Raw genomic sequence first — 20,302 nt, 5'->3', positions numbered from 1 at the left:
CTCATGCGGCGGGTGGTTCGCCTTCCATCAGATGCAGCGTTCGGGCGAGCGCATTCAGATCGGCGCCGGGACGCACCAGCAGCCATTCGCGCGCATCCGCGCCGTCGATCACCGTCACCGCCCCTTTCGGGCAGACTCCCAGACAACCGACTTCCACGATTCCCGCCGCCGCCTTGCGCCCCTTACGAAGCGCGAGTTGCCTGCGCAGCGCCTTGGCAAGCCGCTCGTCGCCGTCCGGCCCGAAACCGCCGTCCAGCTTCTTCGAACATTTGCGGCAAACCAGCACGGCGCTACGCCAGTTGGACCGGACATGATCCTTCAATCGGCTGCACCCCGCGGCTTCCATGTGCGTCGCTCTTCGGCCGCGCGCAACACTTCATAGGCAGCCTGGATCGTTTGGAACCGCACCGCCGCCTGCGCGTCACCGGGCTTCACATCGGGATGATATTCCTTCGCCAGCCTTCGCCAGCTTTTTTTCACCGCCTCGAAATCGGCATCATCCTCCAGGTCGAGCGCCTGCAAGGCGTGCATCTCGTCGCGCGAGCGGCTGCCGTCGCCTGGCCCGCCCCAGCTATGATATGCGCTGCCCTGAAACCCGCCCGCATCGCGCCGCTCGTCGCGCTCGCGACTGGCGCGCTCCTCTTCGTCCAGACCCTGAAAATAGTCCCAGTTCCGATTATATTCGCCGGCATGTTCGGCGCAGAAATACCAGCGCTCCGGGCTGTTGGGCGATTTGGGCGCTGGGCAATCGCCCGGCTGGTCGCAGCCATAGCGGTCGCACATGCGCAACTGCTGCGCCTCGCGCGTCGCACCATAGGCGCGCCAGCGGGGGAATCCCCAGTCATTGGATCTGCTGTTGCGTGCCATCCCGGCAAACTAGGGAAGCTTGACCGGGAATGCCACCCCGATCGACCGATTTGCGCGGGACGCGGCGATTCAGCGGCGGAAATTGATAACGGTTGCGCCGCCGCCGCAGCCCAGCCCGCCATCAGGGCGATAGCTTTGTTCAAAGCGCGCGCGGGCCAGAACTTTCTGACCGTTGGGGCCAAAAGTCATCGGCGGATAAGTGATGACGGCGCGCTGATTGCGGGTCGAACCATCGGCAGCGATATCGAACTGGATGCGGGTCCATCCCTCTACCCCGACCGCCAGCATATCGGTGGGATAGTCGGCCGATGAGGTCGGCGCGGCGCGCAGGCTGGGCCGCGCGTCAACGATCGCACATTGCTGCGCCGAAAGCCCGGTGGTCGCAAAGTCGCGCCGCGCGCCTTCCAGATCGCTGACAGCGGCGCGTGCACTTGCCCGCCGAATGAGCGCCGCCACCTTGATCGGCGCATCGGCGGCCAGCGCCTTGTCGTCAATCACGGCATCGAGCAACGGCTGAGCGCGCGCCTTTTCCCGCGGTCGCATCGCATCATAATCAAGGATGCGGAAGGTCGCCATCGCTTCCGGATCGGCGTGATAGCGATCAGCCCGATGTTCGAAGGGCGAACCGGGGACGATTTTGAGATTGGCCCGCTGCGCCGCACCATGAAGCGCCTCGTCCGCCGCCAGCATGGGCAACGGCGGCAGATTGGCCGCGTCGATCAGCCGACGCAGCGCCTGGCCGTGGCGTTCGACATCCTGCCTGCCGGTCATCGGACTGGAAAGCAGCGCGACCAGCGCGGCGATCATCGGCGGCCCATCCTGCCCGGAGGCGCGCAGCCGATCGACGGTCGCAACCAGCGAATCCCGCCGCGCGCTTTCGCTGCCACCCGCCGGTTCGGGCAGATCCACTCCCTTGCTCTCCAGCCACTGCCCCAGGGCCGCGTTGGCGCGCGCGATGACGGATGGGCCACCCTCCGCCGTCGAACACCGTAGCTCCAGGCGGGTCGCCATGCGGAACAGGCCAGGAATGTTGACGACATCCTCGGGCCGCCACGACCAGCGCGCTACCGCCCGCGCAAAGGTCAGCGCCAGACTGCCCGGCCGCGATCCATAGACGGGGCGCGCGTAGGTGACGGCGCCATTATCGCCGATGCCGAACTCGACGACGGCATAATCGTCCGGCTGAACCCCATCCAGGCCGCAGGGCGGCAGCCCCATGTCCGCACCCTTGGTGAAGTCCTGCTTTTCCAGGCGTCCAGCCCCGGTATAGGCGAGATAATTGCGCGCAGCATCGCGATGCCCGGCCAGCATCGCCGCGATCGACGCATCCGACCGGGCGACGAGATCGTCATAATCCACTTTCATGGTCAGCCCGCCCTGCCCGGCGATGGCCCTGGCAAAAACCTTTTCCGCTTCGGCGAACCGGCCGAGATTGAGCAGGGCACGGCCGCGCACGACATCGATGGCGGCAATCCAGCGTTTCCCGAACTCCGCAGGCTGAGCTGCGGACATGCTGACCGCTTCGTCGGCTATCACGAGCGCTCGGGCGGGATCGCTGAAGGTGGTCGCTTGCGCCTGACCGAGCAAGATGGCGACACGGTCCCGCGCCTCCTTCGCATCCTCCAGCGCGCGCGCATAATAGCGCGCCGATTCATCGTAATCGAGGTCGGCGGCGGCGATGCGGCCCAGCGCGACCGCGCCGGCCATGCGATCGCCCGCCAGGCTGTCGTCGTCGCGCGGGATCACCGGCAGCGCCTGTCCGAGCAGCAAGCGCGCCTCGTCCAGCCGCGCCAGCTCGACAAGCGCTGTCGCCTTGCGGACGCGAATGATGGCCCGGCTGCGCGGATTGCTCGCGACGCGACTTTCAAGCTGGGTCAGCAGGTCGACTGCCCGGCTATACTCCTTCGCCGCGTTGGCGGCATCGGCTTCATCGAACAGTTGCTGGACCGTCTTTACGGCTGCGGCCGATGGCGCATTTGCCTCCCCCGCCTGAACAACGGACGGCAGGGCGACGAGGCCCAATGCAAAGGCCGGCAATATCAGTCGCAATGCGCACCCCCCAACGGGCCGTCACAACGGCCCTTTAGCCGGGATAATCACACAGGCTGAAAAATGCCAGAGGGCCTGTAAGCCGGGTTTTGTCCACTCCTTTTGGGGAGATGGGCGACCATTCCTCTAGGGAACGGATTGCTCCGTTCCTCAAGCAACCAACCCGGGCGATCTCGGCCGAAAAATGCCTAGCGGACTTGCATCCGCGCGCCGCCCCTATTCGGTCTTGCTCCCGGTGGGGTTTACCATGCCGCCGCCCGTTACCGGGGGCGCGGTGCGCTCTTACCGCACCCTTTCACTGTCACTGGGTCGAAACCTGAGCGACCTTCTCTCTGTTGCACTGTCCCTTGGATCACTCCAGCCGGCCGTTAGCCGGCACCGTCATTTCGTGGAGCCCGGACTTTCCTCGCCGTGGAAGTTACCCGCCACGCCGCGGCCGCCCGGCCCTCTGGCGCGACGGGTGATACACGCATCGGATGCGCGCGTCATCCTGCTTCTTCATTCGTCGCCGCGCGGCTTGGGCAGCAGCAGGGCGAGCAGGATGGCGCGGCATTCGCCGCAGATCACGCCGTCGATCAGCTCCGGGCGAAAACGGCGCTGAAAAGCGATGACGGCTGCCTGCGGATCGGCAATGTCATAGCCAAAGCGTTCGAGCGCCAGCATGAAGCCCCCATCGGTCCAGTGCGGATCCATGAGATTTTTGGTCGGACGCGGCAAGGCGAGACGCAGGCGCGCCAACTGGCCCCACGGAAACAGCTCGCCCGGATCCTGCTTGCGCGCGGGCGCGATATCGCTGTGCCCGACGATGTTGCCGCGCGTGATCCCATGTCGCCCAATGATATCGTGCACCAGCGGGATCAGCGACCCCATCTGCGCTTGCGGGAAGGGCCGATAGCCCCACTCATGCCCCGGATTGACGAGTTCGATGCCGATACTGGCCGAGTTGACGTCATCGATCCCTCGCCAGTGGGACCGGCCCGCATGCCAGGCGCGTTTTTCCTCCGCCACCATCCGGACGATCTGGCCATCCTCGGTCACGCAATAATGAGCGGACACTTTGGATTCGGGGTTGGCGAGCCAGTTGATCGCGCTCGCCGCATCCGGCATGCCGGTATAGTGCAGCACCAGCATCGACACCGGCAGGCTGCGCTCGTCGAAATTGGGCGACGGGGTATCGATCAGGGGCATGTCGATCATAGGGCCAAGCCAGTCACATATCCTCGCCATCGCATCCCGCCGCCCGGTTCAGGTGGCGGGACAGGAGCGAACCATGACGGAGACCGGGCGGGCAATCAAGGGCTGCGGAGGCGTTAAGACCTGTTTGGAATGTGCGGCGACAGTCGGATCAGAAGGCGCGACGCAGCGGGCTTTCCGCCGCTGCCGCCGTAGCAGGGCGGCGGGCGTAGCTGCCGCGAAAATCCGGGTGGGGAAAGAAATCGTCGCTCTGCCCGATCACGGTTTCACCCGCGCCCAGCAGCAGGACGGACGCCGCATGGCTGTGCCGCGCCAGCAGGGCCAGCACCGCCTGCCGCCTTTCGCCCGTGAAATAGAGCAGCACGTTGCGGCAAAGCAGCAGATCATAGTCGCCCGAAGGCGCTCGCGGATCGAACAGATTGTCGGTGCGAAATTCGATCATCGCGCGCAATTCCGGGCTGGCACGCCAGTCATCCCCAGCCGGCTCGAACCATTTGATAAGATCGCCGACGGCAAGGCCGCGCTGGACATCCATCTGCGAGAAAATGCCTGACTGCGCCTGAGCGATGGCGGCGGTGGAAATGTCGGTCGCCAATATCTCGATCTGCCATCCGCGCCAGCGCGCGATGTCATTGCGAAATCGGATCGCGAGCGAATAGGCTTCCTGCCCCGTCGAGCAACCCGCGCTCCAGATGCGCAACCGCCGATCCTTCCGGTCGGCATGGAAGTGCGGCAGAATCTGGCGCTGGAGCATGTCGAATATGTGGATGTCGCGAAAGAAGCTGCTTTCATTGTTGAGTAGTGCGTTCACCACATCTGCTTCCAGCTGCGCATCGCGCGAGCGCATCATGTGCAACGCCAGCGCATCGATATCCGCCAGGTCATGGTTGCGGAGCACAGGCTTAAGCACGGTTTCCATGCGCCATGCCCGGCTTTCGGACAGAATCTGGCCCGTCCGCGCCTCCAGCAGCGCCGACAGGATGCGCGCCGCCCCCTGCAATCCATCCGTCGATCGGGTCGGCGTTGACGTTGGCGTTGGCGTCGTCATCACTCTCTACCCTTTGCCCGATGCGCGACGAAATCCATGATCGCCTCCGGTTCCAGCAGAGCGCAGGTCAGTCCCGCTCCCGCCACCGATCCCGGCATCCCCCAAACGACGCTGCTCGCTTCGTCCTGTGCGACGATCCAGCCACCTGCGGCGACGATGTCGCGCGCGCCCGCCGTACCGTCACGGCCCATGCCGGTCAGCACGATGCCCGCCGCGCCGGGGCCGAATATCTGCGCCATGCTCGAAAACATCGGATCGACGCCGGGCAGATTGCCCGCCGGTGTCCGATCGGTGTTAAGCGTGATCGTGATGCGATCATGCAGACTGCGGCGCAATTGCAGGTTCGCGTCGCCGGGCGCCACGAACACGGTGTCGGCGGTCAGCAGATCGCCGCTTTCCGCCACCTTGACCCGCAGGCTGGTCATGCGCGCCAGTTGCTGGACGAAATAGAGGGTGAAGCTGGCGGGCAGATGCTGGGTCAGAATGATGGGCACGCCGAGCGGCGCGGAAAGGCCCTGGAAAAGCTGGCTAAGCGCGTGAATGCCCCCGGTCGATGCCCCTATTCCCAGGCAGGCCAGCGGATGGGTTGCCGCATCGGGCAGCGCGCGCAGGGGTGGAGATGCGAGGTCGGGCGCGCCGATGCCGCGACGATAGCCGAACAGGCGCAGCAGCCGCTCGATCAGCGCCTGGGGGAATTGTTCGCCGAAACTGCCGCTGCCCGGCTTCGACACGATGTCGCCCGCGCCCAGCGCCAGCGCCTCGATGGCGACGCTGCTGCCCTCATCGCAATTGCCCGACAGGATCGCGACCTTCGCGCGGGGCGCCGCCCCCAGGATCGCCGGCAACGCGGCGAGGCCGCTCTGGCCCGGCATTTCGATGTCGAGCAGCACCAGATCGACTTCATGCGCCCCTAGATAGCGCAGCGCATTTTCAGCGGTGTTGGTCTTGTGAACGACCGAAAAGCGGGGATGCTCGTTCAGGATTCGCTCGATCACCGTGCGCACCACGACCGAATCGTCCACGACCAGCGTTCGAACCGGGCGCGGTTCGCTGCGGGTGTTGGCCAGGATCGGCACGATGGCGGTCATTGCAGGGCTTTCTGGACGAGGAACGAAGGCGGTCGGTTGATCGGCGCTAGATGACGCCGACGATGGCCAGCTTGCTTTCCAGCGTCTCCCGATCGAACGGTTTCATGACATATTCGTCCGCCCCGGCCTCGACCGCTGCCTTGATATGGCCGATGCCGTTTTCGGTGGTGCAGAAGATGATTTTGGGCCGGGCTGACAGCTTTGCATGGGTCAGCGCCTGGAGAAATTCCATGCCGCTCATCACCGGCATGTTCCAGTCCAGCAGCACGACATCGGGCGCGGCCGCCTCGCACTGGGTCAATGCGTCGCGCCCGTCGACCGCTTCGCTCACAGTGAGATCCAGCGATTCCAATATATGACGCGCGACTTTTCGAATGACCTTGGAATCATCGACGACCAGACAGTTTTTCATGAAGCGTCCCTTGTTTTTCGCCTTGTTCGATGATGCTAACAGTCAAAGCCAAGTAATTGGTAAACGCGCGGGATATTTACGCAGCCTGCGCCGTCGCACCCGCATCGATGAAGCTGGCGAGCGAAATAAGCAAATGCGGTTCGCCTTCATAATCGACGATCGCTCGGGCGTAAGGCGACCAGACCGGATCGAGCTGACCGTGCAACGGCAGTTCGCCCTCCACCACCTGGCAGATATCCGACACGGCATCGACCATCAGGCCATAGCTGTGGCCGCCGATATTCGCGATGATCGCCAGATCACGGCGCATGCTCGGCGTCGCCCCGCCCCGGATCAGGGCGGCGACATCGACGATGGTGAGCACCCGGCTGCGCAGCGCGGACAGGCCCGCGACATGCGCGCCCATGCCGGGCACCGGCGAGATCTCGGCGAGCTTGACCACGGCTTCGACTTCATCGGCATTCACCGCGACGCGGACCCCAGCGATCATCGCAAAGAGATAGAGTTGATCCATGGCCATGCGCTCCCTGCTAGCCCCGCGTCCCGGCGATCGCGGCCATCAGGGCGTCCTGATCGTAACGATAGATGCTGCCGTCCGGCGCGCCCTGCGCCCGCGGCGAGTTGCGCAACTGAACGACCCGGCATCCCATGATCTCGGCCGCCTGCACGATATCGGTTCCCGCGCACAGCACGACATCGTCCGGCCGCGCGGCATCGTCGAGCGGCAGGCCGATCACAACTTCATGCCCGGCCTGGCGCAGCAGCGGGGCCAGTATCTCGCGGGTCCAGCCATCTTCGGCGTCCGCCAGCAGGCATCGCCGGCCGCTCCTCGGCTCAGCCATGTCGAGCGCCGCGAACAGAGCGAAGGGGTTGAGGACTTCCAGATGCTCGCCATCGATAACGGCAACGCCGCTCAACATGCCGCGCATGGCCACCATGTCGGGCACGACCGGCATTTGAACGATGTCGAGCACGGCGGCGACGGGATAGCAGATTTCCCGCTCGCCTTCGCGCAACCGGAGCGCCGAGATGCGTTCATGCGAACCCGCCTGCGGAGGATGAGACACCGGCAACAAGCGACCCTCCAACTGTACGAAGGCGCGCCCCGCCGACTGGCCGAAGGCGGCGGCCTCGATATCCTCGACCCGCTCGATCAGCGACAATTTGAGCAGGCGGCGTTCACCCGAATATTCCTCGAACCGCAGGGCGGCGACCATTTCGACGCCGGGCTGCGCTTCGGCCTTGTCCCGCGATCGCCGCGCCGCCCTGTCGTCGACCATATTGGGCAGGTGCGCGGCCTTGGCGATTCCGCCCGCATCCAGCAACAGCATCGGCTTGCCGTTGTCGGGCAGGGTCATGCCGGCATAGACGCCCCGCGCCATGACCAGCGGCGAGGCCGGACGGATGACCAGTTCCTCATGATTGTCGACCGCCGACACGCCCAAAGCGAAAGGGGCGCCGGAGGAGGAGCGCACCACCATGATGGCGCGCGGTCCCGCCTGTTCGGGTCTGGCCATGCCCAGCACATCTTCCAGGTCGATCATCGAATGGCGGATCGATCGGATGGTGGCGATCTTCGCGCCGCCGATCGTCGCGATCTGAAGTGTTTCGTTGGTGTCGTGCAGAATTTCGACCACGGCGGCGCGGGGAATGGCGAAATGCAGCCCGCCCGCCCTGATAATGAGGCCCGGAATGATCGTCAGCGTCAACGGCACGCGCAGCGTGATGCACAGTCCCTGCCCCGGATGATTGTCGAGCGCGATCACGCCGCCGATCCGTTCGACATTGGCACGCACCACGTCCATGCCGACGCCGCGCCCGGAAATCGCCGTGACCTGACTGGCGGTCGACAGGCCGGGCTGGAAGATAAGGTCGAGCCGCTCCGCCTCGCTCATGCGCGCGGCGGCGTCGGGCGTCAGCCGGCCGGCGGCAACGGCCTTTTCGACGAGGCGCGCCGTATTGATACCCGCGCCGTCATCGCGAATCTCGATCACGATCTGATTGCCCGACTGGCGCGCATCCAGCCGTAGCAGCCCGGCTTCGGGCTTGCCCAGCGCGCGTCGCCGTTCGGGCGACTCGATGCCATGATCGATGCTGTTGCGGACGATATGGGTGAGCGGATCGACGACCATCTCCACCATCTCGCGGTCCATTTCGACATCGCCGCCTTCGAGGCTGAGGTCGATCCGTTTGCCAAGATCGCGGCCAAGATCGCGCACCATGCGCGGGATCGCGGCGAACAGCCGTTCGACCCGCTGCATCCGGGTCTTGGAAATGGCGTCGCGCATGTCGGCAACGCAACTCGAAAGGCGTTCGAACGCGCTTTCCAGTTCGGGGTCGGCAGATCGGTCGCGTAGCTTGCGCGATAATTCGTTGCGCGCCAGCACCATGTCGGACACGCCGTTCATCAACTGGTCGATCAGCGACAACGGCAGCCGGATCGTGCGCGGCCCACCCGGCCCGCTGCCCTGGCGGCCACCCTGTTTGGCCATCGCCATCGCCGGTTCCTCGGCGGCGACGGGCGCCTGCGCATCCACGCTGAGCGCGCCGATCAGATATTCGTCATTCTCATGGGGCAGGGCCGTACCGAGCGCCACCGCTTCGGCCAGTTCGCCGATCCGGTCCATAACGCCCAGAACGGCGTTCACGGTCGCCGGATCTGGAGCGCGCTTTCCGGCGCGGATTTCCGCCAGCACATCTTCGGCCGCGTGGCTTAGCCGTTCGAAGCGCGGCAGGTTGAGGAAACCGCAACTGCCCTTCACGGTATGAAAGAAGCGGAAAATGGCGTCCAGCCGATCGCTGTCCGTGGGGTCCGCTTCCCATGCGACCACTTCGCCGGCAAGAGCCTCCAGCGTTTCCTGCGTCTCGGAGATAAATTCCTGAAGTAGCTCGTCCATGCTCCACGATCCAACAGAAACGCTGGCCGACAAGGGCGCGCAGCGACATCATGGGGACGCGTGGTTAAGGTGTCGTTAAAGAGCCGCAACGCACGAAAAGAGGCGTCGCAATCCTGTTGCGACGCCTCCTGACGGCTCAGGTAGTGAACGAAGTCGCGCTATTAGTGCGTCTTGGCGTCAACCGCGTCGGCGGCGTTCTCGCCAGCATCGCGGGTTGCATCGGCCTTGTTCTCCAGGGCATCTGCCGCATGCTCGGCCGCATTGGAAGCGTTGCCCGACAGATTGTCGGCGGCCGCTTCCATATTATCGGCCTGATTGTCGATCTTGTCCGCCTGATTCTCGTATGCGTTCTGGACATTGTCCGCCTGCTTCGACTGGCACGCGCCAAGCGCGATCAGGCTGGCGATGCCCAAGACTTTGACGAAAGTTTTCACGGCGTATTCTCCTGCTATGCCCCCTGGGGCTGACGTCGATCGGCGCGGGCCGGGCGGGATATATCGCCCGTCGCCCTGACGCGGATCAACCAGTTGTCCTACCGATGGTTCCGTTCATCATCTCGTTTCGTCGCATTAACGACTTATTTTTTCAGCGAATCGCGAATTTCGCGCAGCAGCAGCACCTCTTCGGCCGTCGGCGCGGGTCCGGCGGGCGCTTCTTCCTTCGGCATCAGCCGGTTCACCGCCTTGACCAGCAGGAAAATAATGAAGGCTAGGATCAGGAAGTTCACGAACACGGTCAGAAACTCGCCCCAGCCGAACATCGCGACCCCGGCTGCCTTCAGGTCGGTATAGCTTTCCGGATTGCCCTTGAACCCCGCCGGCAGATCGCCGAGCCGGATGAAATAGCGCGAGAAATCCGCGCCGCCAAAGACATAGCCGACCACCGGCATGATGAGGTCATCGGTCAGCGATTTGGTGATGGTGGCGAACGCGCCGCCGATGATGACACCAACGGCGAGGTCCATGACATTGCCGCGATTGATGAAGGTCTTGAACTCGGTGAGAAGCCCCATGATCCACTCCTTTGACGAAAGTTCGGATGGTTAAAAGTCGTGACGGCGAGCATGGGACGTTGCGCCCGATCGGACAACCACCTATTTCCGGGGGCGAAACAACAGGTAAGGATTTCCCGCCGATGCGTCGCCGTTTCAAAGCCGTTCTGCTGCCCCTCGCCAGTGCGCTGGCGCTGTCCGCCTGCGGCATCAACAGCGTGCCCACCGCCGAAGAAGCGGCCAAGGCAAAATGGGCCGATGTGCAGGCGCAATATCAGCGGCGCGCCAATCTGGTCGGCAATCTGGTCGCCACGGTGAAGGCGGCCGGCAAGCAGGAGCAGGACACGCTGGTCAAGGTGACGGAGGCGCGGGCGAAAGCGACGTCGGTGCAGGTCAACGCCGCCGACCTGAGCGACCCCGCCAAGGTCGCGCAGTTCCAGGCGGCGCAGGCGCAACTGAGCCAGGGGCTTGGCCGCTTGCTGGCGTCGGTCGAGGCCTATCCCGACCTCAAGAGCAACCAGAATTTCCTCGATCTGCAATCGCAGCTTGAAGGCACCGAAAACCGCATCGCCGTCGCCATCCGCGACTATAATGGCGCGGTGCAGGACTATAATACCCGCATCCGCACCTTCCCCGACGCGATTGGCGCGAAGCTGATCCACGGCGCCAAGCCCATGACCCCGTTCCAGGCGACGACGCCCGGCGCGGAAGAAGCGCCGAAGGTCGATTTCGGCAAATAATGCGATGATCGCCCGCTTGCTCCTGTGCCTTGCGCTGCTGGCGGTCGCTCCCGCCGCGCAGGCGCAGAGCTTTCCCACATTCAACGATAGCGGCGTCATCGATGCCGCCAACCTGCTAGATCCCGCGCAGGAACAGGCGCTCAGTCAAAAGCTGATCGCGCAGAAGAAGGCGAGCGGCCGGTCGCTGATCGTGGCGACCATTCCCGATCTTCAGGGCTATGATATCTCCGACTATGGCTATCGACTCGGCCGTGCGTGGGGGATCGGCGACAAGGCGAAGAATGACGGCGCGCTGCTGATCGTCGCGCCCAATGACCGTAAGGTCCGGATCGAGGTTGGCTATGGCCTAGAAGGCTTTTTGACCGACGCACTGTCGTCGCAGATCATCCGCAACGCCATCGCGCCGCGCTTCAAGGCGGGCGACATGGCGGGCGGCATTGATGCGGGCGTGGACCAGATCAGTACCGTGCTGGCGCTGCCTCCCGATGAGGCCAAAGCGCGGGCCGCGGCCGCCGCAGCGGAGGCCCGCCAGCAGGATGATGGCGGTGGCATCGCCGGCTTCTGGATCGTCCTTTTCATCCTCTTCTTCCTCGTCCTGCCGATGCTGTCGCGGATGCGCGGCGGCAAGCGCTACGGTCGAGGGGGCGGGGCGCCGATCATTTTGTGGGGACCGGGCGCTGGCAGCTCCGGATGGGGTTCGGGCTTTGGCGGTGGCGGATCGAGCTGGGGCGATAGTGGCGGTGGCTTTTCGGGCGGCGGCGGCTTCGGCGGCGGCGGCGCGTCGGGGGATTGGTGATGGATGTTCGCCTGACCGAAGCCGACCATAGCCTCGTTAGCGCCGCCGTATCGCGGGCGGAGGCCCATACGTCGGGCGAGATCGTGACGATCGTCGCCCGGCGGTCCGACAGCTATCATGATGTGGGCCTAAGCTGGGCAGCGGCTGCAGTGTTCGTAGCGCTCGCTTTCGCTGCCGCCTTTCCCGCAGAGGTGCGCGGCCTTTTCTCGATGATCCTGCGCGACTGGGAGCATGAGCTGGCCGACTGGAAGCTGCTGACCGGACTGCTGGGGCTGCTGATCCTCAAATTCCTCATCGTGCGCTATCTGCTGGCGATCATGCCGCTGCGCATGATCGTCACGCCCAAGGCCACCAAGGCGCGGCGGGTGCGTCGCCGCGCGATCCTGCTGTTCCGCACCGCTGCTGAAGCACGAACGCGCGGGCGCACCGGGGTCCTGATCTACCTCTCGCTCGACGAGCATCGTGCCGAGATCGTCGCCGACCGCGCTATCAACGAGAAGGTCGCGCCCGAGCTTTGGGGGGACGCGATGATCGCGCTGATCGACCATGTCCGCGCCGGGCGGCCCGGCGAAGGGCTGGCGGAGGCGGTGCGACAGGTCGGCGCGGTCCTCGCCGCGCAATTCCCTCGCGATACCGATGACATCAACGAACTGCCCGACAGGCTGATCGAATTATGACCGAAAGTGACAGCCCGCCCGAAGAGATTATGTGGGAGGGGCGCTTCATTACAGCGAAGCGACGCGGCCAATGGGAATATGTCGGCCGCGCGCGCGGCATTCGCGCCGCCGTGATCGTCGCGATCGACGAAGCGCCAGAAGGCCGCCATGTACTGCTGGTCGATCAATATCGCGTTCCACTGGGCAAACGCTGCATCGAACTGCCGGCGGGCCTTGTCGGCGATGAGGAGGAAGGCGAAGAAGCGACTGTCGCGGCCGCCCGCGAACTGGAGGAAGAGACCGGCTACCATGCCGGCCGGCTCGAATCGCTCGGCGAATTCTACTCCTCACCCGGCATGGTGTCGGAAAGCTTCACCCTGTTCCGCGCGCATGATCTGATGAAAACCGGCCCCGGCGGTGGCGTGGATGGTGAGGATATCCGCGTACTTCGTGTGCCGTTGGCCGATATCGATGGTCAGATCGCAGCCTTGCGAAACCAGGGCTATGCGATCGACGTCAAAATCCTGCTGCTGCTCGGCGCCGGGCTGGTCGGTTAGCCGCCACTCAAGGCACCCTGTACCACGCCGCCACCCGGTCGAGCGCGAGCGTCAGCACCAGCTTGCCCGCGCGGCTCGGCCAGCCCAAGGCCCGCTCGGCGGCGACCAGCCCCTCCCCCGCGCAGGCGACGCGCCACAATATGTCGGCGAGACCCGGCCCCGCCATACCGATCGCGCCGTCGAACCGCTCGCGCGCCGACAACTGCGACAGCGTCGGGTCGGGCGGGCGCCCCGGCCCGCGCCGTCCGCCCTGCGCAGGCGCCGCGTCCCAGCGCATCGTGACTCGCGCGCCCAGTCCCGCCCTTTCCCAGTCGGCACGCAGCCGGTCGCCCGCAACATAGTGGCGCTCGCTCAAATGCCCCCGCGCATGCAGCCAGGCGAGTGGCGATTCGCCGACATGCACCGACACGGTCTGCCGCTGACCGTTAGGGTCCTCGATCGATTGCTCGACATGATGGGTGCGCATCCCGTTCTCCTTGATCCACTTGAAGGCGATGGCGCTTGCCATGGCCGCGCCGATGTAGGAAAGAGGAAAAACCAAATAGGTAAATCGCAGGTGCCGATGATTACGCGCATAAGAGAGGTTCGCCGGGCCAGAGGCCTGACATTGGAACAGGTTGGGGCGTTATGCGATCCGCCTACCACGGCGCAGACCATCGGCCGGCTCGAAACCGGCACGCGCACCGTATCGGTCAAATGGCTCAACCGGATCGCGCTGGCATTGGGTGTGACCAGCGCCGATCTGGTGGCGATGCCGGGGCAGGACAGCGTGCCTGTCGCCGCGCTGCTGGGGCCGGAGGGCGCGCGCGCGCCTACCCGCCCGCTGGCCTTCACCCTCCCCGGCGCGGGGGACGCGATGATTGGCGTGCATGTCAGCGGCAGCATCGGCGACTATCGCCATGGCGACGAAATCTGGTGCCGCCGCATCGCACCGCCCGATTTCGGCACGGCGCTCAACCGCGACCTGCTGTTGCCACGTCCCGCCGGGCGTTTTCTGTTCGGGCGGCTGATCGGGCGCGATGCGGAACGGCTACATCTATTGCCGCTGAGCGCAGGCGCACGCCAGCAGATAATAAACGATCCGCCATGGGCCGCAGTTGCGGCACAACTCGTCCGACGGCTGTAAACATAGCTAACCTTGCCTTAAAGGCCGTGCCATAAAGGACAATCATGACCCTGAACGTCCTCATGCTCTCCACCCTGTTTCCCGATATCAGCCGGCCCAATTTCGGCGTGTTCGTGGAACGGCAGGCGCGCGAACTGGCGAGCCGTGCGGAAGCGAGCGTGACGGTCGTCGCGCCGGTCGGCCTGCCCGTCTGGCCGCTATCGCTCGCGGGTCGCTACGCGCCGCTGCGCGCGCTGCCCCGGCAGGAACGGTGGCGCGACCTGACGGTATATCGCCCGACCTTCCCGATCATTCCCAAATTCGGTGGTCGATCGAACGTCGCCGCCATGACCCACGCCATCCTGCCGCTGGTCAAGCGCCTGCATGCGCAGCGGCCGTTCGACGTGATCGACGCAAGTTTCTTCTTTCCCGACGGGCCGGTGGCGCAACGCCTGTCGCGCGCGCTCGGCATCCCCTATTCGATCAAGGCGCGCGGCGCCGATATTCATTATTGGGGCACGCGCAAGGGCACGCGCGCCATGGTGCGCCGCGCCGCTGACGAGGCAGGCGGCCTGCTCGCGGTTTCGGGCGCAATGCGCCGGTCGATGGCGGCGATGGGCATCGATGCGGACAAAATCCGCGTCCATTATACCGGGGTCGATCTCGATCATTTCGAAATCGCCGACCGCGCGGCGGCTAAGGCGGCGCTGGGTTTCGACGGTCCGGTGCTGCTGTCCGTCGGCGCGTTGATCCCGCGCAAGGGGCAGGATCTGCTCGTGCGTGCGCTACCATTGCTGCCGGACGTCACGCTGTTGCTTGCCGGACAGGGGCAGTATCGACGGACGCTCGAAAATCTGGCGGAGCAACTGGGGGTCGAGCGGCGGATCGGTTTTCTGGGGTCGGTGCCGCATCATAAATTGCCCCGCGTCTTCGCCGCCGCCGATGTCATGGCCCTGCCCTCCGCATCCGAAGGGCTGGCCAATGCCTGGGTCGAATCGCTCGCCTGCGGCACGCCAATCGTCATCAGCGATGTGGGCGGCGCGCGCGAACTGCTCGATCGGCCGGAAGCCGGCACGATCGTCGCGCGCGAGCCGGAAGCGATTGCCGGGGCTGTGGCCGCGATCCTCGCCGACCCGCCCACTCCCGAAGCGGTGCGGGAAAGTGCGCTGCGCTTCACCTGGGCCGCCAATGGCGACGCGCTGCTGGCGCATTTGCGCGAGATTGCCGGGAAGGATTAACGACCCGGAGGCATGAGCCGCGCCCGGCCATCCGGGGTCGGAAAATGTCCCTCATCGAACGGCGCACCGCCCCATCGCCAGGGCGTAAGCTCGTCATAGGCGGGGTTGGAAATGGAAGCATGGCGGCGCAAATCGAACAGGCGGCTCCCGTCATTCTGATACGCCGTCAGCCGCGCATGTTCACGGTAAATGTCGGCCGGATGCGTAAAGGGAAAGGCGGATCCCCAGCCCATCACTTGAGCGACCTTCGTGATCGCCCACCAAAGCGCACGCGCTTCTCCGGGTGGGGCGAGCGCGGGACGGTGCCGGCTTATAAGGCGCTCCGCGCTAGTCATCGTGCCGTTCTGCTCCAGTCCCGCAACCGCCGGCAGGGTAATATCGACATGCTCGGCGATCGCGGGATCGAGGCGGTCGGTCGACAGGATGGTGAAGGGGCTAAGCGCCATTGCTTCGCGCATCAGGGGGCTGTCGACAGACGCGCTGCCAACCAGCCACAGCATGTCGATCTCGTCACGGCGGATCGCTTCGATCAACGCCTCACCGACCAGGCCGGGCGCTCGCGCCAGGGCAGGCGCCGACCAGAAACGAGCAATCAGCGCGCTATGCTCCGGCGCAAAATCCATATGCGCCGCAAGACTATCGGCCATGCAACCTACCTCGCGAGCGCCCATGCCATTGGCGGCGCGGCCAATCATCATCGGCCCAGCGCCGCGCCGACCGAGCCATCCAGTCGCAAGATGCAAGTTGAGGATTGCGGCGGCAAGATCACCGCTCGCCCGATCACCCAATTCCGGCACGAAAAGGGTGACGATCCGCGAGCGTGCGGCGGCAACCGCATCATAAAAGGCACGGACGGCGGCGGGCGATAGGTCGCAGGTCTGCGCGACGGACCATAGATCATGCCCCGGCCGCAGATCGCGCCAGAAGTGGGTCGGCATGCTCACACCATGCTCAAGCTGCGCCGGATCAAGCAGTCCGGCGTCGCGGCAATGAAGCAACAGACCCGCGATCAGCGTAGATTCCGTTCCCCGCCTTACAGGCAGGTCGAAATCGGCGATGACTGGGCCGGCTTGGCCAATCCGTACTAATCGCGCGCCATTTCTCTCCCGCGCCGCGACGATGCGGTCGAACAGGACCGGGTGGGTCGATGCGGCATCAGCGCCCAGCAACAACAGCAGATCGGCCTGTTCGAGATCTTCGAAGGTTGCCGGCGTCACGTCCTCAGCGAGGGCCGCGTGCTGCGCCGTGACAATCACACCATCATCGCCGCACGGAACGCCGATATGCGCCGAGCCAAGAAAGCCCTTCATCCATTTATTCGCGACGTAATAATCTTCGGTTGTCAGGTCGCCCGCCAATTGAAGAGCGAGTCTCGGCCCCGCCCTGGCGCCTGTCAGCCGGCGCGCAATGTTGGCGATCGCGCGCTCCCAGGAAACGCGCCGCCCCCCGATCGACGGGTAGAGCAGCCTGCGCTCGGCAGCCTCCCCGCTACCGAGGCCAAGCCCGCGCTCGCACAGCGCACCTGCATTGGCAGGATGCACCGGATCACCTTCGACCGTCAGGATGCGGCCCGGATCGGATCGGATTCGGACGCCGCATCCCATACTGCATTGTCCGCAAAGAGTCCGCACGATCGTCATGTCAGATCATGACCCAGACACTATGGTCGGGCCGGTTTGATAACAGTTCGCGCATGATGCGGCCCCGTGTAGCGGATCAAGGCCGGACAAAAAAGCGTGCGACGATCAATGGGAGCGGCCATTGCACGCATCCTTTTCGCACGGCACAGTGTTGGCATGACCTTTAAGATTTTCTCGCGATATCTCTGCCTCACGCTGTTGATCGCGCTGCTGGCCCCATTGGCCGCCCCACTCTCCGCTGCGGGGCCGCGAAAAGGGCCGCTCGTTCTTGCCGCCGCCAGTCTTCAGGACGCGCTGGGCGGCGCGGCCGATGCATGGGCGGCGCGTGGAAATCCCCGTCCCGTCCTGTCCTTCGCCGGCTCCCCTGCCCTTGCCCGCCAAATTAAGGCAGGCGCGCCCGCCGACCTGTTCGTTTCGGCGGATAAGGAGTGGATGGACGATATCGAGCGGAGCGGCTTCGTGCAGCCGGGTACGCGCGCCGATCTGGCCGCCAATCGCCTAGTCCTTATTGCGCCGGCCGCACAGGCCCCTCATTTGCACATGGGCCGCGGCATGGCGCTTGCCAAGGCGCTCGGGCAGTCGCGGCTCGCCATGGCCGATCCCGACAGCGTACCGGCTGGACGATATGGCAAGGCGGCGCTGACGTCGCTGGGCGTCTGGGCACAGGTGGCAGACCGCATTGCACGGGTCGACAATGTGCGCGGGGCGCTGGCACTGGTCGAGCGGGGCGAGGCACGGTTGGGGATCGTCTATGCCACGGATGCCCGTGTATCACGGCGGGTTCGTATCGTCGGGACCTTCCCAAGGGCCAGCCACCCGCCCGTTCACTATCCCATGGCGCGCCTTAAGAGCAGCCGCAACGCAGATGCCGAAGGATTCCGCCGCTTCCTGCTGTCGGCGCAAGGCCGCGCGGTCATCGCCCGGTTCGGTTTCATAGCCCCTTGAACATGCACCTGTCTCCAGATGAGTGGGCAGTGCTGGGTCTGTCGCTGAAAGTCGGCATTGTCGCCGTCATCGCGATATTGCCGCTCGCTTTTGTGCTGGCCTGGGCGCTGGCGCGCTGCCGATTTCCCGGCAAGCTGTTCCTCGATGCGCTGGTGCATCTTCCCCTCGTCCTGCCGCCGGTGGTGACGGGCTGGCTGCTGCTGCTGCTGTTCGGAATGAACGGGGTGGTGGGACGATGGCTGGCGGAATCGCTTGGTATCGTCCTGCTGTTCCGCTGGACCGGCGCCGCGCTGGCCGCCGCGATCATGGCGCTGCCGCTGATGGTGCGTACCATGCGCCTGTCGATCGAGGCGATCGATGCGCGGCTGGAGGACGCCGCCCGGACATTGGGCGCGGGGGCGATGCGCGTATTCCTCACCATATCGCTACCGCTCGCCATGCCCGGCATATTGGCGGGGATCACGCTCGGTTTTGCGCGTTCCATCGGCGAGTTCGGCGCGACCATCACCTTTGTATCCGATATTCCCGGCGAAACGCGCACCTTGCCGATCGCCATCTATGCGGGCCTCCAGACGCCGGGCGGCGAAACGATGGTGGGGAGGCTCGCGATTCTGTCGGTCCTGCTGTCGCTGGGTGCACTTATGATCTCCGAATTGCTGGCGCGGCGGATGGCGCGGGGCGGGACCTATAATGGGCTTTGACATAGACATCGGCGGGCGCGCTGGCGATCGCAGCATCGCCTTTCACTGCCGCGACGATGGGGGCCTGGTCGCGTTGGCGGGACCTTCTGGAATAGGAAAGACCAGCATTCTCAACATGGTGGCCGGACTGCTACGTCCGGAGCGCGGCCATATCCGCATCGGCGGGCAGACGCTGTTCGACAGCTCGGCCGGGATCGACGTGCCGCCCGCGCGGCGGCGAGCGGGCTACGTGTTTCAGGAGCGCAGGCTGTTTCCGCATATGCGAGTGCGCGCCAACCTGTTGTACGGCAAGCGCGAAGGCGCGCCGGTCAGCTTCGACGAGGTGCTGACGTTCCTTGGCATCGGTCCTTTGCTCGACCGCTGGCCCGCCACCCTCTCGGGCGGCGAAACGCAACGCGTGGCGATCGGCCGGGCGCTGCTGTCGGCGCCCCATTTCCTGTTGCTGGACGAACCGCTGTCGTCACTCGATCCGCCGCGCCAGGCGGAAATTCAGGAAGCGATCGACCGGATTCGCAAGCGGATTGCCCTGCCGATCCTGTATGTGACGCACGATCTGACGGAAGCGGAGCGGCTGCGGGCGCGGCTTGTGATAATGGGCGAAAATGAGCAGTCGACTGTGCTTCACGCCACGCAAAGCCTATCCTGATTCGGAACGGATTAGTGCAGGCTAAGCGCCGTAGTCAAAATTTGAGCCAGTCTCTGCCGGTGGTAATATGGACCATGCCGGGGAAGCTGTGGGCCAGTTGCCATGTCATATGGCGGTGGCGCGGTTGGACCTTGAGACGGCCGAACATATGCTTGATGCGGTGGCGCTGCCGCGCCCAACTCATTATCTCAGCGGCCGCATGCGCCGCCATCGATAGCGCAGAAAACGAGTCCTAGCTGCGATGCAGATCAACGCGGATGGGGCGAGCGGGCGAGCGCGCGCCATAATTGCACGCTTCTACCGACTATGTGTTCGAAGGATCGGGCGAGCGTCCCTCGCGGGACGAGGAGCCGATGCGACCGTTCGGTGTATGGCGCCGCGCGGTGACACAGGCGCGACTATGCCCATTGGTGGCGGGTGGACGGCACCATCCAGGCACCGGCGCCTATCATGTGCGGGGCAATGGAGCACTGCTAGGCAAGCGTTGCGCGAGCTATTTCGCGAGGCTGGTGGCGATAGGCGGCGTTTATTAGTGTAGCGACCGCCCGATACCGCCCGCTCCACGCCAGTCCAAATCCAGGCGAAATCGCATGCGGGTCAAAAAGATTTTTGGCTTCCAATATGCTAATATGGCACGCGCCTCGGGCCGCGAGGGTCGCGGAACTGGTACAGGTAAGTTGCTTCTGCTTGGCATTGCTTTGGGGTGGGTCAGGCGCTATCGAGGCACATAAA

23 protein-coding genes and 1 other RNA gene are annotated in these 20,302 nt (G+C 64.9%); 10 read left to right on the top strand and 14 right to left on the bottom strand.

What is annotated here, in order from left to right:
• Position 1 precedes the first annotated feature (1 nt).
• The 12 genes from ACODSN_RS08785 to mscL form a co-directional block, all read right to left on the bottom strand.
• A complete protein-coding gene (locus ACODSN_RS08785) occupies positions 2-346 on the bottom strand; it encodes a (2Fe-2S) ferredoxin domain-containing protein (protein ID WP_489054701.1) in 345 nt (114 codons plus the stop codon).
• On the bottom strand, positions 319-867 hold the full coding sequence (locus ACODSN_RS08780; RefSeq protein ID WP_489054699.1) for a J domain-containing protein: 549 nt from the start codon (positions 865-867) through the stop codon (positions 319-321). Before ACODSN_RS08780 ends, ACODSN_RS08785 begins: the two co-directional genes overlap by 28 nt.
• Before the next feature lie 69 nt (positions 868-936).
• Complete coding sequence (locus ACODSN_RS08775; protein ID WP_489054698.1) at positions 937-2,916, bottom strand: hypothetical protein; 1,980 nt, start codon at positions 2,914-2,916, stop codon at positions 937-939.
• A gap of 62 nt (positions 2,917-2,978) precedes the next feature.
• An RNA gene (gene rnpB / locus ACODSN_RS08770) (RNase P RNA component class A) lies at positions 2,979-3,368 on the bottom strand.
• 46 nt (positions 3,369-3,414) lie between these two features.
• Positions 3,415-4,113: an N-acetylmuramoyl-L-alanine amidase gene (locus ACODSN_RS08765; protein WP_489054697.1), complete on the bottom strand. Its 699-nt coding sequence runs from the start codon at positions 4,111-4,113 to the stop codon at positions 3,415-3,417.
• Positions 4,114-4,261: 148 nt separating this feature from the next.
• A complete protein-coding gene (locus ACODSN_RS08760) occupies positions 4,262-5,158 on the bottom strand; it encodes a CheR family methyltransferase (protein ID WP_489054695.1) in 897 nt (298 codons plus the stop codon).
• Positions 5,158-6,246 (bottom strand): chemotaxis protein CheB, encoded by a 1,089-nt coding sequence (locus ACODSN_RS08755; RefSeq protein ID WP_489054694.1) that lies wholly within the window; start codon positions 6,244-6,246, stop codon positions 5,158-5,160. Before ACODSN_RS08755 ends, ACODSN_RS08760 begins: the two co-directional genes overlap by 1 nt.
• A gap of 46 nt (positions 6,247-6,292) precedes the next feature.
• Positions 6,293-6,658, bottom strand: a complete 366-nt coding sequence (locus tag ACODSN_RS08750) for a response regulator (RefSeq protein ID WP_489054692.1) — start codon at positions 6,656-6,658, stop codon at positions 6,293-6,295.
• A 76-nt stretch (positions 6,659-6,734) separates the two neighbouring features.
• Positions 6,735-7,172 carry a chemotaxis protein CheW gene (locus ACODSN_RS08745; RefSeq protein ID WP_489054870.1) on the bottom strand — a complete coding sequence of 146 codons (438 nt, stop codon included), beginning with the start codon at positions 7,170-7,172 and terminating at the stop codon, positions 6,735-6,737.
• 16 nt (positions 7,173-7,188) lie between these two features.
• A complete protein-coding gene (locus ACODSN_RS08740) occupies positions 7,189-9,555 on the bottom strand; it encodes a chemotaxis protein CheA (RefSeq protein WP_489054691.1) in 2,367 nt (788 codons plus the stop codon).
• 161 nt (positions 9,556-9,716) lie between these two features.
• Positions 9,717-9,989 carry a hypothetical protein gene (locus tag ACODSN_RS08735; protein ID WP_489054690.1) on the bottom strand — a complete coding sequence of 91 codons (273 nt, stop codon included), beginning with the start codon at positions 9,987-9,989 and terminating at the stop codon, positions 9,717-9,719.
• A gap of 143 nt (positions 9,990-10,132) precedes the next feature.
• Complete coding sequence (mscL, locus tag ACODSN_RS08730; RefSeq protein ID WP_489054689.1) at positions 10,133-10,567, bottom strand: large conductance mechanosensitive channel protein MscL; 435 nt, start codon at positions 10,565-10,567, stop codon at positions 10,133-10,135.
• A gap of 122 nt (positions 10,568-10,689) precedes the next feature.
• On the opposite strand from mscL, the gene ACODSN_RS08725 reads away from it, so the two are divergent.
• From ACODSN_RS08725 to ACODSN_RS08710, 4 genes are read left to right on the top strand one after another with little or no spacing between them, the layout of a single operon-like run.
• Positions 10,690-11,286: a LemA family protein gene (locus ACODSN_RS08725; protein WP_489054688.1), complete on the top strand. Its 597-nt coding sequence runs from the start codon at positions 10,690-10,692 to the stop codon at positions 11,284-11,286.
• Between the two features lie 4 nt (positions 11,287-11,290).
• Positions 11,291-12,082 (top strand): TPM domain-containing protein, encoded by a 792-nt coding sequence (locus tag ACODSN_RS08720; RefSeq protein ID WP_489054687.1) that lies wholly within the window; start codon positions 11,291-11,293, stop codon positions 12,080-12,082.
• A complete protein-coding gene (locus tag ACODSN_RS08715; RefSeq protein ID WP_489054685.1) occupies positions 12,082-12,759 on the top strand; it encodes a TPM domain-containing protein in 678 nt (225 codons plus the stop codon). The genes ACODSN_RS08720 and ACODSN_RS08715 overlap by 1 nt, the downstream gene beginning before the upstream one ends.
• Positions 12,756-13,295 carry an NUDIX hydrolase gene (locus ACODSN_RS08710; protein WP_489054684.1) on the top strand — a complete coding sequence of 180 codons (540 nt, stop codon included), beginning with the start codon at positions 12,756-12,758 and terminating at the stop codon, positions 13,293-13,295. Before ACODSN_RS08715 ends, ACODSN_RS08710 begins: the two co-directional genes overlap by 4 nt.
• A 7-nt stretch (positions 13,296-13,302) precedes the next feature.
• Here the strand turns inward: ACODSN_RS08710 and ACODSN_RS08705 are convergent, their stop codons facing one another.
• On the bottom strand, positions 13,303-13,761 hold the full coding sequence (locus tag ACODSN_RS08705) for a DUF6456 domain-containing protein (RefSeq protein WP_489054869.1): 459 nt from the start codon (positions 13,759-13,761) through the stop codon (positions 13,303-13,305).
• Positions 13,762-13,857: 96 nt separating this feature from the next.
• On the opposite strand from ACODSN_RS08705, the gene ACODSN_RS08700 reads away from it, so the two are divergent.
• On the top strand, positions 13,858-14,421 hold the full coding sequence (locus ACODSN_RS08700; RefSeq protein WP_489054683.1) for a helix-turn-helix domain-containing protein: 564 nt from the start codon (positions 13,858-13,860) through the stop codon (positions 14,419-14,421).
• 44 nt (positions 14,422-14,465) lie between these two features.
• On the top strand, positions 14,466-15,638 hold the full coding sequence (locus ACODSN_RS08695; protein WP_489054682.1) for a glycosyltransferase: 1,173 nt from the start codon (positions 14,466-14,468) through the stop codon (positions 15,636-15,638).
• Here ACODSN_RS08695 and ACODSN_RS08690 read toward each other — a convergent pair.
• Positions 15,635-17,278: a molybdopterin-dependent oxidoreductase gene (locus tag ACODSN_RS08690; protein ID WP_489054680.1), complete on the bottom strand. Its 1,644-nt coding sequence runs from the start codon at positions 17,276-17,278 to the stop codon at positions 15,635-15,637. The two genes, ACODSN_RS08695 and ACODSN_RS08690, sit on opposite strands and share 4 nt — an antisense overlap.
• A 156-nt stretch (positions 17,279-17,434) precedes the next feature.
• On the opposite strand from ACODSN_RS08690, the gene modA reads away from it, so the two are divergent.
• The 4 genes from modA to ACODSN_RS08670 all read left to right on the top strand — a co-directional run bounded on the left by modA (position 17,435) and on the right by ACODSN_RS08670 (position 20,103).
• Positions 17,435-18,223 carry a molybdate ABC transporter substrate-binding protein gene (modA, locus tag ACODSN_RS08685; protein WP_489054678.1) on the top strand — a complete coding sequence of 263 codons (789 nt, stop codon included), beginning with the start codon at positions 17,435-17,437 and terminating at the stop codon, positions 18,221-18,223.
• A gap of 2 nt (positions 18,224-18,225) precedes the next feature.
• On the top strand, positions 18,226-18,924 hold the full coding sequence (modB, locus tag ACODSN_RS08680; protein ID WP_489054677.1) for a molybdate ABC transporter permease subunit: 699 nt from the start codon (positions 18,226-18,228) through the stop codon (positions 18,922-18,924).
• On the top strand, positions 18,914-19,570 hold the full coding sequence (locus ACODSN_RS08675; protein WP_489054676.1) for an ATP-binding cassette domain-containing protein: 657 nt from the start codon (positions 18,914-18,916) through the stop codon (positions 19,568-19,570). The genes modB and ACODSN_RS08675 overlap by 11 nt, the downstream gene beginning before the upstream one ends.
• Before the next feature lie 287 nt (positions 19,571-19,857).
• Complete coding sequence (locus ACODSN_RS08670) at positions 19,858-20,103, top strand: hypothetical protein (RefSeq protein WP_489054674.1); 246 nt, start codon at positions 19,858-19,860, stop codon at positions 20,101-20,103.
• Positions 20,104-20,302: the final 199 nt, after the last annotated feature.

The sequence above is a fragment of the Sphingobium sp. FG11 genome (assembly GCF_057809915.1).
This window is presented reverse-complemented; position numbering and strand designations above follow the sequence as displayed.

What these genes read in the sequence shown, in the direction of transcription:
- ACODSN_RS08785 (WP_489054701.1), bottom strand. Translation starts at nt 346, where the DNA reads ATGGAAGCCGCGGGGTGCAGCCGATTGAAGGATCATGTCCGGTCCAAC.
- ACODSN_RS08780 (WP_489054699.1), bottom strand. Translation starts at nt 867, where the DNA reads ATGGCACGCAACAGCAGATCCAATGACTGGGGATTCCCCCGCTGGCGC.
- ACODSN_RS08765 (WP_489054697.1), bottom strand. Translation starts at nt 4,113, where the DNA reads ATGATCGACATGCCCCTGATCGATACCCCGTCGCCCAATTTCGACGAG.
- ACODSN_RS08760 (WP_489054695.1), bottom strand. Translation starts at nt 5,158, where the DNA reads ATGACGACGCCAACGCCAACGTCAACGCCGACCCGATCGACGGATGGA.
- ACODSN_RS08755 (WP_489054694.1), bottom strand. Translation starts at nt 6,246, where the DNA reads ATGACCGCCATCGTGCCGATCCTGGCCAACACCCGCAGCGAACCGCGC.
- ACODSN_RS08750 (WP_489054692.1), bottom strand. Translation starts at nt 6,658, where the DNA reads ATGAAAAACTGTCTGGTCGTCGATGATTCCAAGGTCATTCGAAAAGTC.
- ACODSN_RS08745 (WP_489054870.1), bottom strand. Translation starts at nt 7,172, where the DNA reads ATGGATCAACTCTATCTCTTTGCGATGATCGCTGGGGTCCGCGTCGCG.
- ACODSN_RS08740 (WP_489054691.1), bottom strand. Translation starts at nt 9,555, where the DNA reads ATGGACGAGCTACTTCAGGAATTTATCTCCGAGACGCAGGAAACGCTG.
- mscL (WP_489054689.1), bottom strand. Translation starts at nt 10,567, where the DNA reads ATGGGGCTTCTCACCGAGTTCAAGACCTTCATCAATCGCGGCAATGTC.
- ACODSN_RS08725 (WP_489054688.1), top strand. Translation starts at nt 10,690, where the DNA reads ATGCGTCGCCGTTTCAAAGCCGTTCTGCTGCCCCTCGCCAGTGCGCTG.
- ACODSN_RS08720 (WP_489054687.1), top strand. Translation starts at nt 11,291, where the DNA reads ATGATCGCCCGCTTGCTCCTGTGCCTTGCGCTGCTGGCGGTCGCTCCC.
- ACODSN_RS08715 (WP_489054685.1), top strand. Translation starts at nt 12,082, where the DNA reads ATGGATGTTCGCCTGACCGAAGCCGACCATAGCCTCGTTAGCGCCGCC.
- ACODSN_RS08710 (WP_489054684.1), top strand. Translation starts at nt 12,756, where the DNA reads ATGACCGAAAGTGACAGCCCGCCCGAAGAGATTATGTGGGAGGGGCGC.
- ACODSN_RS08705 (WP_489054869.1), bottom strand. Translation starts at nt 13,761, where the DNA reads ATGCGCACCCATCATGTCGAGCAATCGATCGAGGACCCTAACGGTCAG.
- ACODSN_RS08700 (WP_489054683.1), top strand. Translation starts at nt 13,858, where the DNA reads ATGATTACGCGCATAAGAGAGGTTCGCCGGGCCAGAGGCCTGACATTG.
- ACODSN_RS08695 (WP_489054682.1), top strand. Translation starts at nt 14,466, where the DNA reads ATGACCCTGAACGTCCTCATGCTCTCCACCCTGTTTCCCGATATCAGC.
- ACODSN_RS08690 (WP_489054680.1), bottom strand. Translation starts at nt 17,278, where the DNA reads ATGACGATCGTGCGGACTCTTTGCGGACAATGCAGTATGGGATGCGGC.
- modA (WP_489054678.1), top strand. Translation starts at nt 17,435, where the DNA reads ATGACCTTTAAGATTTTCTCGCGATATCTCTGCCTCACGCTGTTGATC.
- modB (WP_489054677.1), top strand. Translation starts at nt 18,226, where the DNA reads ATGCACCTGTCTCCAGATGAGTGGGCAGTGCTGGGTCTGTCGCTGAAA.
- ACODSN_RS08675 (WP_489054676.1), top strand. Translation starts at nt 18,914, where the DNA reads ATGGGCTTTGACATAGACATCGGCGGGCGCGCTGGCGATCGCAGCATC.